10 protein-coding genes are annotated in these 12,971 nt (G+C 67.3%); 5 read left to right on the top strand and 5 right to left on the bottom strand.

Annotation, left to right across the window (positions count from 1 at the left end):
- Window positions 1–9: 9 nt before the first annotated feature.
- Both ABT300_RS01710 and ABT300_RS01705 read right to left on the bottom strand, forming a co-directional pair.
- Window positions 10–924, bottom strand: a complete 915-nt coding sequence (locus tag ABT300_RS01710; protein WP_502977858.1) for a carbohydrate ABC transporter permease — start codon at window positions 922–924, stop codon at window positions 10–12.
- Window positions 921–1,916, bottom strand: coding sequence for an ABC transporter permease (locus ABT300_RS01705; protein WP_351670551.1), 996 nt, complete (start codon window positions 1,914–1,916; stop codon window positions 921–923). Before ABT300_RS01705 ends, ABT300_RS01710 begins: the two co-directional genes overlap by 4 nt.
- A 278-nt stretch (window positions 1,917–2,194) precedes the next feature.
- Between ABT300_RS01705 and ABT300_RS01700 the strand changes: the two genes are divergently transcribed.
- Window positions 2,195–3,187, top strand: coding sequence for an acetylxylan esterase (locus tag ABT300_RS01700; RefSeq protein ID WP_351670548.1), 993 nt, complete (start codon window positions 2,195–2,197; stop codon window positions 3,185–3,187).
- A gap of 209 nt (window positions 3,188–3,396) precedes the next feature.
- Here the strand turns inward: ABT300_RS01700 and ABT300_RS01695 are convergent, their stop codons facing one another.
- Window positions 3,397–4,473, bottom strand: a complete 1,077-nt coding sequence (locus tag ABT300_RS01695) for a lytic polysaccharide monooxygenase auxiliary activity family 9 protein (RefSeq protein ID WP_351670545.1) — start codon at window positions 4,471–4,473, stop codon at window positions 3,397–3,399.
- A 639-nt stretch (window positions 4,474–5,112) separates the two neighbouring features.
- Window positions 5,113–7,830 carry an aconitate hydratase AcnA gene (gene acnA, locus ABT300_RS01690; protein ID WP_351670542.1) on the bottom strand — a complete coding sequence of 906 codons (2,718 nt, stop codon included), beginning with the start codon at window positions 7,828–7,830 and terminating at the stop codon, window positions 5,113–5,115.
- Window positions 7,831–8,120: 290 nt separating this feature from the next.
- Between acnA and ABT300_RS01685 the strand changes: the two genes are divergently transcribed.
- From ABT300_RS01685 to ABT300_RS01670, 4 genes are read left to right on the top strand one after another with little or no spacing between them, the layout of a single operon-like run.
- Window positions 8,121–8,873: a TnsA-like heteromeric transposase endonuclease subunit gene (locus ABT300_RS01685; protein WP_351670539.1), complete on the top strand. Its 753-nt coding sequence runs from the start codon at window positions 8,121–8,123 to the stop codon at window positions 8,871–8,873.
- Entirely contained in the window at window positions 8,870–10,741 is a 1,872-nt protein-coding gene (locus ABT300_RS01680) for a Mu transposase C-terminal domain-containing protein (RefSeq protein WP_502977857.1), read from the top strand. Before ABT300_RS01685 ends, ABT300_RS01680 begins: the two co-directional genes overlap by 4 nt.
- Complete coding sequence (locus ABT300_RS01675; protein ID WP_351670536.1) at window positions 10,738–11,787, top strand: ATP-binding protein; 1,050 nt, start codon at window positions 10,738–10,740, stop codon at window positions 11,785–11,787. The genes ABT300_RS01680 and ABT300_RS01675 overlap by 4 nt, the downstream gene beginning before the upstream one ends.
- Window positions 11,784–12,446 (top strand): hypothetical protein, encoded by a 663-nt coding sequence (locus tag ABT300_RS01670; protein WP_351670533.1) that lies wholly within the window; start codon window positions 11,784–11,786, stop codon window positions 12,444–12,446. The genes ABT300_RS01675 and ABT300_RS01670 overlap by 4 nt, the downstream gene beginning before the upstream one ends.
- A 78-nt stretch (window positions 12,447–12,524) precedes the next feature.
- Here the strand turns inward: ABT300_RS01670 and ABT300_RS01665 are convergent, their stop codons facing one another.
- Window positions 12,525–12,914 carry a hypothetical protein gene (locus ABT300_RS01665; protein WP_351670531.1) on the bottom strand — a complete coding sequence of 130 codons (390 nt, stop codon included), beginning with the start codon at window positions 12,912–12,914 and terminating at the stop codon, window positions 12,525–12,527.
- Window positions 12,915–12,971 lie beyond the last annotated feature (57 nt).

Below are 12,971 nucleotides of genomic sequence, written 5' to 3'. Positions count from 1 at the left end.
GTGCGGATCTCAGCCCTTGACCGCGCCGAGCATCACGCCCGAGACGAAGAAGCGCTGGACGAACGGGTACACGCAGAGGATCGGCAGCGAGGTCAACACGATCGTGACCGCCTGGATGTTCGCCCCGACCTGGCTCAGCTGGTCGGTTGCGGCGCCGGCGTTGCCCCCGGTGGTGGCACCTGCGATGAGGTTGCGCAGATAGACGGTGACCGGCATGAGCTCGGTGCGGTCCATGTAGAGGTAGGCCGAGAACCAGGAGTTCCAGAAGGACACCGAGTAGAAGAGGACCATCGTCGCGACGACGGCCTTGGACAGCGGCAACACGATCCTGAGCAGGATTCCGTAGGTGCTCAGCCCGTCGATCTCGGCTGCTTCCTCGAGCTCGGTCGGAAGGCTCTCGAAGAACGCCTTCATCACCAGCAGGTTGAAGACGCTGATCGCGTTCGGCAGGGCGATGGCCCAGACGGAGTTCTTCAGGCCGAGGCTGGTGACCAGGACGTAGTTGGGGATCAGTCCGCCGGTGAAGAACATGGTGAACACCGCGACGCCGACCAGCAGCCCGCGCCCCTTCAGGTTCCGCTTCGACAGCACGTAGGCGTAACACGTGGTCAGAACCATGGCGATGACCGTGGAGACGACCGTGTAGAAAACGGTGTTGCCGTAGTTCCGCCAGAACATCGAGTCCTGGAACACGATTCTGTACGTGGTGAGGTTGAATCCCTTGGGCCACAGGGCCACTTCGCCGGCCCGGATGTGCCTTTCACCGCTGAAGGACCGCGCGATGATGTTGACGAAGGGATACAGGGTCACCAGGACGACGAGGGTGAGAATCACTCCGTTGACGCCCTGGAACACACGGTATCCGCGCGTCGGCTGGCTGACGGACGTGCGGGGACGCCGGGGACGTGGCGTCAGGAGGCTCACCACAGGCTCGTCCCGACGGTGCGGCGCGACAGCTGGTTCGCGCTCGTGATCAGCACGAGGCCGATGATCGCTTCGAAGAGCCCGATCGCGGCGGCGTAGCTGAAGCTGTTGGACTCGACGCCCGCGCGGTAGAGGTAGGTGGAGACCACGTCGGCCGTCGGATAGGTCAGGGGGTTGTACAGGAGCAGGACCTTCTCGAACCCGACCGCCATGAAGGTGCCGATGTTGAGGATGAGCAGCGTGATCATGGTGGGGCGGATTCCGGGCAGCGTGACGTGCCAGATCTGCCGCCAGCGGCTCGCGCCGTCGATGCGGGCCGCTTCGTAGAGGTCCTCGTCGATGGTGGTGAGCGCGGCGAGGTAGAGGATGGTCCCCCAGCCGGCGGTCTGCCAGATCTCCGAACCGACGTAGACCGTCCGGAACCAGCCCGGCTCCTGTATGAACCGCACCGGATCGTGGCCGAGCAGGCCCAGCGCATGGTTGACCGGACCGTCCGTGGCCAGCATCTGCAGGGTGACGCCCGCGACGATCACGATCGACAGGAAGTGCGGGAGGTACGAAACCGATTGCACAAACCGTCGCAGAGAACGCCGGCGCACCTCGTTGAGCAGTAACGCCAGCACAAGAGGCAGGGGGAAGCAGAAGAGCAGCGTCAGCCCGCCGAGCCACAGGGTGTTGCGAAAGACCTGCCAGAAGGTGGGATCGGTCAGGAACATCCGCACGTACCGCAGCCCCACCCACTGCTCCCCGAGGATCGAACCGCCGGGTTCGAAGCGGCGGAAGGCGATCACGTTGCCGATCATCGGCACGTAGCGGAAGACCACGAAGAACGTCAGGGGCAGGACGGCCAGCGAGTACAACTGCCAGTCGCGGCGCCACGCCCTGCGCCAGCTTCGTTGCGCGGCTGCACGCGGCGCGCGGCCCGGGGTCTTCGCAGAGGGGTCCGGGTCCTGGGTGTCGGGGGGTGGGGCCGATGTGGTGGAGGTGCTCATGCTCAGGCCTCCCGGGGCGTTCTCGAAACACTCGGATCTCAGTGCGGGATCTCGAAACTTTCGTGCCCTTACCGGTAACTCTGCGGCAACGTACGGGGTCACGGAAAGCGCTGTCAATGGGTGCTGCACGGCGGGCTGGTGGGAGTTGCGCGGCGTGGAATCCGTTGCGGGACGGGGTAGAACCCGTGTGCGTGCGGGGAGCCGAGCGCTACGGGACTCCGCAAATTTCTGGACGATCAGCGCAACAATCGTTGGCCCATGTCGTGTGAGGAGCCCTCGTGCCTGCGTTCGACCTGCCGTTACGGGATCTGGAGCGCTATCGCCCCGAACCCGCCGAGCCCGACGACTTCGACGCCTACTGGGCCGCCGCCCGGAAGGAAGCCGCACAGCGGGACCCCCTGGTGTCGGTACGACCTGTCGAAACCGGTCTCCGACTGACGCGGACCTGGGATGTGACGTTCCGGGGTTACGCGGGCGATCCGATCCGGGCCTGGTTCGGCCTCCCGGCGGACGCGCGGAAGCCGTTGCCCGCAGTCGTCGAGTACATCGGTTACGGGCGCGGGCGCGGTCTCCCGCACGAGCGGCTGACCTGGGTGAACGCAGGCTACGCCCATCTGTTGATGGACAACCGCGGCCAGGGCGACCAGTACGGCAGCGGGGGCGACACCCCCGACCCGCACACCGTCGTGTCCGGCGGCCCCGGGCCGGCCGTCCGCGGCCTTCTCTCCCCGCCCGACTACTACTATCGGCGCCTGATCACGGACGCGGTGCGCGCGGTGACGGCGGTGCGGTCGCTGCCCGGTGTTGACCCGGCGCGCACGGCCGTCGTCGGCAACAGTCAGGGCGGCGGACTGGCCCTGGCGGTCGCGGGCCTGGTCCACGACCTGACGGCCGTCCTCGTCACGGCTCCGTTCCTGTGCGGGATCCGGCGGTCGCTGGAGCTCACGGACGCGGGGCCGTACGGTGAGATCTCGGCTTACCTGTCCGTCCGCCGCGGCAGCGAGGAAACCGCCTACCGAACTCTTTCGTACGTGGAGGGCGTGTCCTTCGCCCGCCGGGCGCAGGCTCCCGCCCACTTCGGCACGGGCCTGCGCGACACGGTCTGCCCGCCGAGCGGGGTGTACGCGGCGTTCAACCGGTACGGCGAGCTGAGCGGCGGCGGGCATCCTCACAACGAGATCCACGCCTATCCGTTCAACGGTCACGAAGGGGGTGAGGCTGAGCAGGTAAGACGACAACTGAGCTGGCTACAGGCCCGGTTGGTCCACTGATCGCGGATCGCCGTCCGGCGGCGCGCTCACCGGCCGGGCGGGCTCGATCCGCCGTCGCCCGTACGGGCGAGCTGCACGGCAGCGCCGTGGGCAGTCCTGCCCACGGCGCCTGAGCCGGTGGGCACCGCTCACCCGCCCACCGGCTCCGCTCGGATCCGTCCGCCCGAGCGTCCGTTCGGAGCCGCTGTCGACCAACCGACTCTGGTCGCTCAACCGACTCTGCAGGGGAGGCTCGTGGCGGTGTCACCTCCCGCGCCTGAGACCACGTATCCGAACGTCGCGCTCTGGCCGGGACTCAGCGAACCGTTCCAGTCGGCGTTGTGGACCATCACCGCCTGGCCGTTGTAGGTCGCGTTGCCACTCCAGAGGCTCGCCACCGACTGACCGCCGGGCAGCGTCCAGTCCACCATCCAGCCGAGCATCGGGACATCACCCGAGTTGGTGACGGTCACCTCCGACTGGTAGCCGCCGCTCCAGCTGTTGGTGGTCCTGCGGGAAGCGGTACAGGTCCCGGGAACCGGCTCGCTGGGGTTGCCCGGCTCGTGGATGCCGGTCACTTCGCCGTTCCCGCCGTCGAAGACGACGTCGGAGCAGGAGTAGAAGGTCTCGGCGCTGTCGGAACGTTGCCAGACCATGTAGATGATGTGGCGGCCCGACTTGTTGGCCGGAAGCGTCCCGGTCCAGGAGTAGTTGGCCTCGACCGTGCCGGGGCTGCCATGGAGGGGCGGGTGGTCGACGGAGAGGAAGGGCTGGTCCTCGATGTCGTTCCAGCCGAGCGTCCGGGTGGGGTCGAAGCCGTTCTTGGTGACGTAGACGTGGAACCAACCCGGGTGCGCCGCCCAGGCGTTGTAGGAGAAGTCGACGGTCGCGCCCGAGGTGAGATGTGTCAGCGGCCAGTCGTTGCGGGCTGCGTTGAACCCGGTGAAGTTGGTGTTGCCGCCGCTGCACAACTGGCCGTCCGGCACGAAGCCGCGGGTACGGCCCGCGCCGTCGGAACGCAGCACGGAGAACCAGTTGTAGAACGGTGTGGTACCGCTTACCTGTTGTGCGTTCTTGCAGGCGGGATTGATCGGCTTGATCTCACCGGTGTTGGTCAGCGCGTCCTGCCAGCACAGGAAAGTGCGGCTGCCGGGTTTCATGGGGGTTCCATGAGCCTGGGCCTCCCCGCCGGCGGTCACGATGAGGCCGAGTGCGGGGACCGTGGCCAGCAGGGCCAGGAGAACCAAGAGGAGGGCTCTGGTGCGCAGACGCGTCCTTGCGCACGATTTCGATATTGACGTGATCATGACAGATTTCATGCTCAGTGAGTCCGCCTTCCGTGTACGGACCGCGCATGCATGGGTGCACTGCGGATGCGGGGACGGGTAACGCGGTTCGACAGGGGCTCCAGGACGTTGCGGGTTGGATGCAGCGCTGTCCCGGCATGTCGGCTGCGCGAAGCGGGAGCGCCCTGGCCCGGTCCGGCAGGTTCCGGTCCGCCGGACGCGAACAAAATGGGAGCGCTCCCACTCCACCTGTGGCGGAAGGTAGCGCCGTACGGCTCACTTGTAAACGGTGAGCGCAACATTTCGTGGCTACGCAGAAACTTTCAGCGAGCCCACTCCCGCGGGCCGGGTGCGGCGGTCATGTCCGGATTCCGCCCCCGAAGGCCGAGGGGACCTGTGCCCCTTCATGGGCCGGTCATGGATCGGCACGGACACGGCGAAGGGCCGCACCCCCGTCAACGGGGATGCGGCCCTCGATCAGCACTTCGCACGCGTTCCGTCAGCGATTTCCGTTTCCGAACCGCTTGCCGTGCCGTTACTCGCGGATCGGGTTACCCAACCGCTTGCCGTGCCGTTACTCGCGGATCGGGTTACCCAATCGCTTGCCGCGCCTGATACATGCGGACCAGGATCGGGGCTCCGAACCGGTTGCCGTGCTCGTTACTTGCGGATCAGGCTGCGCAGCACGTACTGCATGATGCCGCCGTTGCGGTAGTAGTCGGCCTCACCGGGGGTGTCGATGCGGACGACCGCGTCGAACTCGACGCCCGTGTCGGTGGTGACCTTGACCGTGCGCGGTGTGGTGCCGTTGTTGAGCTCCTCGACGCCGGTGAAGGAGAAGGTCTCCTCGCCGGTCAGACCGAGGGAGTCGGCGGAGGCGCCCTCCGGGTACTGGAGCGGGAGGACGCCCATGCCGATGAGGTTCGAGCGGTGGATGCGCTCGTACGACTCGGCGATGACGGCCTTGACGCCGAGCAGCGCGGTGCCCTTGGCGGCCCAGTCGCGCGAGGAGCCCGAGCCGTACTCCTTGCCGGCCAGGATGGCCAGCGGGACGCCCTGCTCGATGTAGTTGCGGGAGGCGTCGTAGATGAACGACACCGGACCGCCGTCCTGCGTGAAGTCGCGGGTGTAACCGCCTTCCGTCCCCGGCGCGATCTGGTTGCGCAGGCGGATGTTGGCGAACGTGCCGCGGATCATGACCTCGTGGTTGCCTCGGCGCGAGCCGTAGGAGTTGAAGTCACGACGCTCCACACCGTGCTCGGTGAGGTACTTGCCGGCCGGGGTGTCGGCCTTGATGGCGCCGGCCGGGGAGATGTGGTCGGTGGTGACCGAGTCGCCCAGCTTGGCCAGCACGCGCGCGCCGGTGATGTCGGAGACCGGGGTGGTCTCCATCGTCATGCCCTCGAAGTACGGGGGCTTGCGGACGTAGGTCGACTCGGCGTCCCACTCGAAGGTGTTGCCGGTCGGGATCGGCAGCGCCTGCCACTGGGCGTCGCCCGCGAAAACGTCCTGGTAGGACTTGTTGAACATGTCCTCGCCGATGGCGTTCGCCACGACGTCGTTGACCTCGGCCTCGGAGGGCCAGATGTCCTTGAGGAAGACCGGGTTGCCGTCCTGGTCGACGCCCAGGGCGTCCTTGGTGACGTCCACCTTCATCGAGCCCGCCAGGGCGTACGCGACGACCAGCGGCGGGGAGGCCAGGTAGTTCATCTTGACGTCGGGGTTGATGCGGCCCTCGAAGTTCCGGTTGCCGGAGAGGACCGAAGTCACCGCGAGATCATGGTCGTTGACGGCCTTGGAGACCTCCTCCGGCAGCGGGCCGGAGTTGCCGATGCAGGTGGTGCAGCCGTAGCCGACGAGGTTGAAGCCGACCTTGTCGAGGTACGGGGTGAGGCCCGCCTTGTCGAAGTAGTCGGTGACGACCTTCGAACCCGGGGCGAGGGTGGTCTTGACCCACGGCTTACGGGTCAGGCCCTTCTCCACGGCCTTCTTCGCGACGAGCGCGGCGGCGACCATGACGTACGGGTTGGAGGTGTTGGTGCAGGAGGTGATGGCCGCGACCGTCACCGCGCCGTGGTCGATCTCGTACGTCGAGCCGTCGGGGGCGGTCACGGTGACCGGGTTGGACGGGGCGCCGTTCGGGGCGACGGCCGGGGCGTCGGAGGCCGGGAAGGACTCCTTGCCGGCCTCGTCGACGTCGTCGACGTAGTTGCGGACGTCCTGCTTGAACTGCTCGGCGGCGTTCGCGAGGACGATGCGGTCCTGCGGGCGCTTCGGGCCGGCGATCGACGGGACGACGGTCGACAGGTCCAGCTCGAGCTTCTCGGAGAAGTCCGGCTCGGCCTTCGGGTCCAGCCAGAGGCCCTGCTGCTTGGCGTACGCCTCGACGAGCGCGACCTGCTGCTGGGAACGGCCGGTCAGCTTGAGGTAGTTCAGGGTCTCGTCGTCGATCGGGAAGATCGCGGCGGTGGAGCCGAACTCCGGCGACATGTTGCCGATGGTCGCGCGGTTCGCGAGGGAGGTGGCGGCGACGCCCTCACCGTAGAACTCGACGAACTTGCCGACGACGCCGTGCTTGCGCAGCATCTCGGTGATCGTGAGGACGAGGTCGGTGGCGGTGGTGCCGGTGGGCAGCTCGCCGGTGAGCTTGAAGCCGACGACGCGCGGGATGAGCATGGAGACCGGCTGGCCGAGCATCGCGGCCTCGGCCTCGATGCCGCCGACGCCCCAGCCCAGCACGCCGAGACCGTTGACCATGGTGGTGTGCGAGTCGGTGCCGACCAGGGTGTCGGGGTAGGCCTGCCCGTTACGGACCATGACCGTGCGCGCCAGGTGCTCGATGTTCACCTGGTGGACGATGCCGGTGCCCGGCGGGACGACCTTGAAGTCGTCGAACGCGGTCTGGCCCCAGCGCAGGAACTGGTAGCGCTCCTTGTTGCGGCCGTACTCCAGCTCGACGTTCTGGGCGAACGCGTCGTTGGTGCCGAACTTGTCGGCGATGACGGAGTGGTCGATGACCAGCTCGGCCGGGGAGAGCGGGTTGACCTTCGCCGGGTCGCCGCCGAGCTCCTTGACGGCCTCACGCATGGTGGCGAGGTCGACGACGCAGGGCACGCCGGTGAAGTCCTGCATGATCACGCGGGCAGGCGTGAACTGGATCTCCTGCGACGGCTGGGCCTGCGAGTCCCAGTCGCCGAGGGCACGGATGTGGTCGGCGGTGATGTTCGCGCCGTCCTCGGTACGGAGCAGGTTCTCCAGCAGCACCTTCAGGCTGTACGGAAGGCGAGCCGAGCCTTCCACCTTGTCCAGCCGGAAGATCTCGTACGACTCGTCGCCCACCTGCAGCGTGCTGCGGGCGTCGAAGCTGTTCGCCGACACGACAGTCTCCTTCATTGATGTGCGCGTACCACCGCATCCTGCCGTCACGCGGACTTGGCCGATCAGCTCAGGGCAAGCTAAGTTAGGCAAGCCTTACTGGCGTGGCGGCTGCGGTGCGCCTCGGCAGATATCTCGATGTCGAGATAACTCTAGTACATGGGCGCGGAATGGTCATGCCCGGGCTCGCCTGTCCGCTGTCATCCAATCGAGGCGTTTGACAGCGAACCCAGTCGTTCCGGCTTCCTTGCCAGCGAACCTAGTCGTACGAGGGGACGTACTGGGGGTGCTGGGTGGCCGTACCGGTCGGGGTGGATCTTGCGGAGCCGTACGTCGAGTTGTCGTACGTGGACGCTGTACGCGAGTGTCGGCGGCGTCCGCTGCTGGACTGCGTGACTGCTCGGTTCGAGGACGTGGCCGCTGTTCGGCCGTTTCGCTGGTCGCGTGGTGAGCGTCACTTCCCGGGCTGGTACTGGGCGGCGACGACCGGGCGGCATGTGGGTTTCGAGTCGTGGCTGGAGCGGGACCGGCTTGTGCTGATGGATTTCGATCCCGGGGTGGTGGGGGTCGCCTCGCAGCCGTTCTGGCTGCACTGGCACGACGGCGAGCGTGAGCGTCGGCATGCTCCGGACTACTTCGTGCGCCGCGTGGACGGCTCGGCCGTGGTCGTGGATGTCCGTGCCGATGAGCGGATCGAGGAGAGGGACGCGGAGGCGTTCGAGGTGACGCGCCGGGCCTGCCGTCAGGCGGGGTGGGGTTTCGAGCGGGTGGGGGTTCCGGAGGAAGTGCTGCTGGCGAACGTCCGGTGGCTGTCGCGTTACCGGCATCCCCGGTGCCGGCGCGGGCCGGTCGTGGACCGCCTCCGGGAGATCTTCACAGCACCGGCCCTGTTGATGGCCGGTGCGGATGCGGCCGGTGACCGGCTTGAGACGCTCCCCGTCCTGTTCCATCTGCTCTGGCTGCGCGAGCTGGCCGCCGAGGGGCTGGCATTCGCACTGTTGGGGCCGTCGACCATCGTGCGCCTGGCGGAGGGAAGTGTGCGGTGACAGGGGCGAAAGAGCGGCGGGTGCCCGCTTCGGCCAGGATCGCGGAGTTCCCGCAGACCGCTGCGGAACAGGCCCGCTGGTGGGAGAGGCACATTCTGGAGGTGCTGGACGGCTTGCCGCCGGACGCCCCTGCGGGGACGGTGCCACGGCCGGAGTTCGACCCGGAACACAGCTCGCTGGCCCAGCGGGAGCGGGCCAAGGCGGCCGAGCTGACGGCGGCCGGGCATGCGATGACGGCCAGCGGCGTCAAGCAGCGGCGCCAGCGCTACCAGAGGGACGGACTGGCCGACGGCCGGGCGGCCAAGCAGATGCCGTCCTTCGGCCGGGTAGCCCCGGCGGTGGTCGAGGTGATGCGGCAGGCGATCGACGAGACGGCCGAGGCGTCGTCGAGGACGATCGGCTTCGTGGTCTGGCGGGCGACACAGATCCTGGCCGCCCGTGAGGACGCAGACGGCATCGAGGTTCCCTCGCAGCGCACGCTCTACCGGCTGTTCGACAAGCTGGCCGCGGGCACGCACGCGACGGGCTCGGCGACCACACGCCGTTCGGTGAACGCGCGTCCGGCCGGGCCGTTCGGGGAGGTGCCGGCCTGCGCGCCGGGCGAGTGGATGCAGATCGACTCCACACCACTGGACGTCCTGGTCCGGCTGGACGACGGCATCGCCGGGAAGGTCGAGCTGACGGCCATGATCGACCTTGCGACCAGGTCACTGACCACCGCAGTGTTACGGCCGACGACGAAAGCGGCCGACGCCTCCGCTCTCCTGGCGCGAAGCATTACCCCTGAGATGATGCGGCCTGGCTGGCCGGAAGCTCTTCGGATGTCGAGATCGGTGCTGCCGCACCGGCGGCTGACGGCCTTGGACGAGCGGCTGGAGGATGCGGCTGGCAGGCCGGTGATCGTGCCGGACACGATCGTCTGCGACCACGGCAAGGTCTTCATCTCGAACAACTTCCGTGCGTCCTGCCGCTACTTGGGCATCAGCCTTCAGCCGACGCACAAGGCGTCGCCTTTCGAGAAGGGTGCGATCGAGAAGACGCTGGGTTCGGTGGCCACCTTGTTCGCCCAGTTCGTCGCGGGTTACACCGGCCGGTCGGTGGACCGCCGGGGCCGGGGCTTGGAGCACGGGCCGCTGTGGTCCCTGCCCGAACTCCAGGGTCTGCTGGACGAGTGGATCGTCATCTGGCAGAACCGCCCGCACGACGCGCTGCGGGACCCGGACTCGCCGAAGCGCGCGTTCACGCCGAACGAGAAGTACGCGATGCTGCTGGAGTCGTGCGGCTATGTTCCGGCCCCGTTCAGCGGCGAGGACTACGTCGAGTTGCTGCCGGAGCGCTGGCAGGCGATCAACTCCTATGGCATCCGGATCAACCACCGCACCTACGACGACGCCGAGCTGACCCCGTTGCGCCGCCAGCACTCCGGGGTGGCGGAGAAGAAGGGGCTGTGGGAGATCCACTACGACCCCTACGACGTCTCCCGTGTCTGGGTACGCGACCGCCGCAGCGAGCCGGTCCGGTGGATCACGGTGTTCTGGAAACACCTGCACCGCGTCGGCGTCCCGTTCGGTGAGATGGCCTGGGACCATGCCCGCGAACAGGTCCCGGGAGGGACCGAGGAACAGATCGCCGATGCCGCTGCCGACCTGCTGCGGCGGACCCATGACGGACCGGACCGCCGGAAGGGCCGTGCGGCAAAACAGTCCCGGCGCGTCGCCGCGCGGACCCGGGCCACTGTCTCCGACCGGCCGGTCCCCGATCCGCCCACCGCCGAAGCACCCCAGGACGACCCGGCGGACACCGAGTCCGCGCAGGTCATCCCGCTGGGTCTGTTCGACCCACTCGCCAACCCCTGGAGGCGTCCGTGACCATCTCCGAACCGGCGACCGGACGCACACCACTCAAGGAAGCCGATGCAGAGGCCAACCGGCAGCTGACCACCCTGGAGGGGTGGCGGAGGTTCGCCGCCGGCCCGCCAAGTCCCCCCGTCCTGCTGCCCCCGGCCGAGCTGGACGGGCTGTCTCCGGTTGAGCAGGCGCTCTATGACGAGGACCGGCTTGACCATCATGCCCGCATGCTCGTCGTTGCCACCTCGTTCGTCGAGAAGACGGTGGTCTGCGGGCGGCGGCTGGTCCTGCTCAACCGGCACGCGATCAGCGCCCGCCGCGGCCTGATGGTCTCCGGGCTGCCTGGCACCGGCAAGACCAGTGCCCTCACCCAGCTCGGGCTCGCCCACGAACTCCTCGACCGGGCCCGCCATCCGAACGTCGCCGACCGCATCCCGGTGCTCTACATCACCGTCCCGCCCGCCGCGACCGCGCGCATGATCGCGGCCGAGTTCGCGCGCTTCCTGGGTCTGCCGGTGAGGGCCAGGTCGAACATGACCGACATCATCGAAGCGGTGGTCGGCGTCTGCACGGACACCCGCACCGGGCTGGTCCTGGTCGACGAAATCCACAACGTTTCGCAGGTCACACGGGCTGGCGCCGAGGTCTCCGACACTCTGAAGTACTTCTCGGAACGCCTCCCCGCGACGTTCGCCTACGCGGGCATCAACCTCGAAACCAGCGAACTGCTGGCCGGCACCCGCGGTGCCCAGATCGCGAGCCGCTTCACCCTTGTCCCCACCCGCCCCTTCCCCTACGGCGCCGAATGGAAGGGTCTGGTCGCGACCATGGAGCAGACCCTTCTCCTGCACGACCACCCACCGGGAAGCCTGGTCAAGCTGGACCGCTACCTCCACAGACGAACCGACGGCATGATCGGAGCGCTCTCCCACGCGATCCGGGGCGCCGCGATCGACGCGATCCTCACGGGGACCGAGCGCATCACCAAGACATCACTCGATGCAATCGAACTCGACCATGCTGCCGAGACCTCCGCGTCGCCGCTCAAGAACGCGACACGTCAATGACCGACACCTTCGGCGCTTCTCTCCAACGGCTCCCCGTCCCAGTCGCGCCACGACTGGGTGAGAACACCGACTCCTACATCCGACGCCTAGCCCGCGCCAATCACCTCAAGCCCAGCTACCTGCACACCTTCCTCAGCGGGCCACCCTTCTGGTTCGGGAAGCCTCGCCTCGACCGACTCTCAGCTGTCTCCGGACGCACACCGGAAGTACTCCACCGAGCCCTTCTCGACGCGAGTTCACCCCGCTTGCGCTACAAACCGATGCCAGCCCGTTTCGAACGCAAGTACGGGGATCAGCTGCCTCAGCACGTTGACCACCAGATCCAACAGCAGGCGATGGAAGGCGCAGTCCCCCTGCGAACGCTCGCTCACCGTTATGGAGTCTCGAAGCGGCTCATCTACTACTTCCTCGACAACCCACCCCAGCCGTTCGAAGAACGACCAGTGCGCGGGCTGGCAGTGATCACTCGTTTCCAGCATCTGATCGACCCGCTGATCGCCTCCGGACTCAACACACGAGAGATTTGGTGCGAGCTCATGGACACACACAGCATGTCCATCTCCTACGCCACCTTGAACGGCTACATGTGCAAGAAGCGCAAAGAAGATCGCCGGCGCGAAGCCCGAAATGCCAGAATCACCACAACTCGGTCTCGCTAGCTGATCAATCCAAGGCACGCCTGCGGAGGGTGTGGGGTGGACGGAGGCCGAAGCCACCGCGAGACGGTCAGGCGGCGGTCAGGCGTCAGGGTCGACTTCGGGGTGCGTGAACCGCATGGGCTTGCCCAGCGACCGGGCGTAGGCGATTTCGGCTCGGGTGCTGTCTCCGATGTAGTCGCCGACTACGAGCACCTCATCAGCGAGCCGGATCTTCGCCCGGTGCAGATCGTCGAGTCGAACCTTCAGCGCCTCGGCCTCGACAGGATCGGACCAAAGTTCGTGCGGCGACTTCATGTCACAGCCCGGTTTGACGACGATCTTTCCGGTGTTGGTCTCCCGCAGATCGGCCTCGTTCATCTCGGTCATGAAGCGGGTGGAGCCACAGATCACGACGATACGCGGGATGCTCAACAGCTTCTTTGCGTCGGCGAGCTTCTCCTCGGGGGTGAGCAGTTGCGGGTCTGACACTGGTTCCTCCTGGTGGTGTGGTCCAAGGGGGCGCGCGATGTCCGGTTCAACGATGTC

Origin of the sequence: Streptomyces sp. NPDC001027, assembly GCF_040299045.1 — a bacterium.
Lineage (GTDB): Bacteria > Actinomycetota > Actinomycetes > Streptomycetales > Streptomycetaceae > Streptomyces.
Note: the sequence above shows the minus strand (reverse complement) of the source record. Positions and strands in the feature narration are given on the sequence as shown.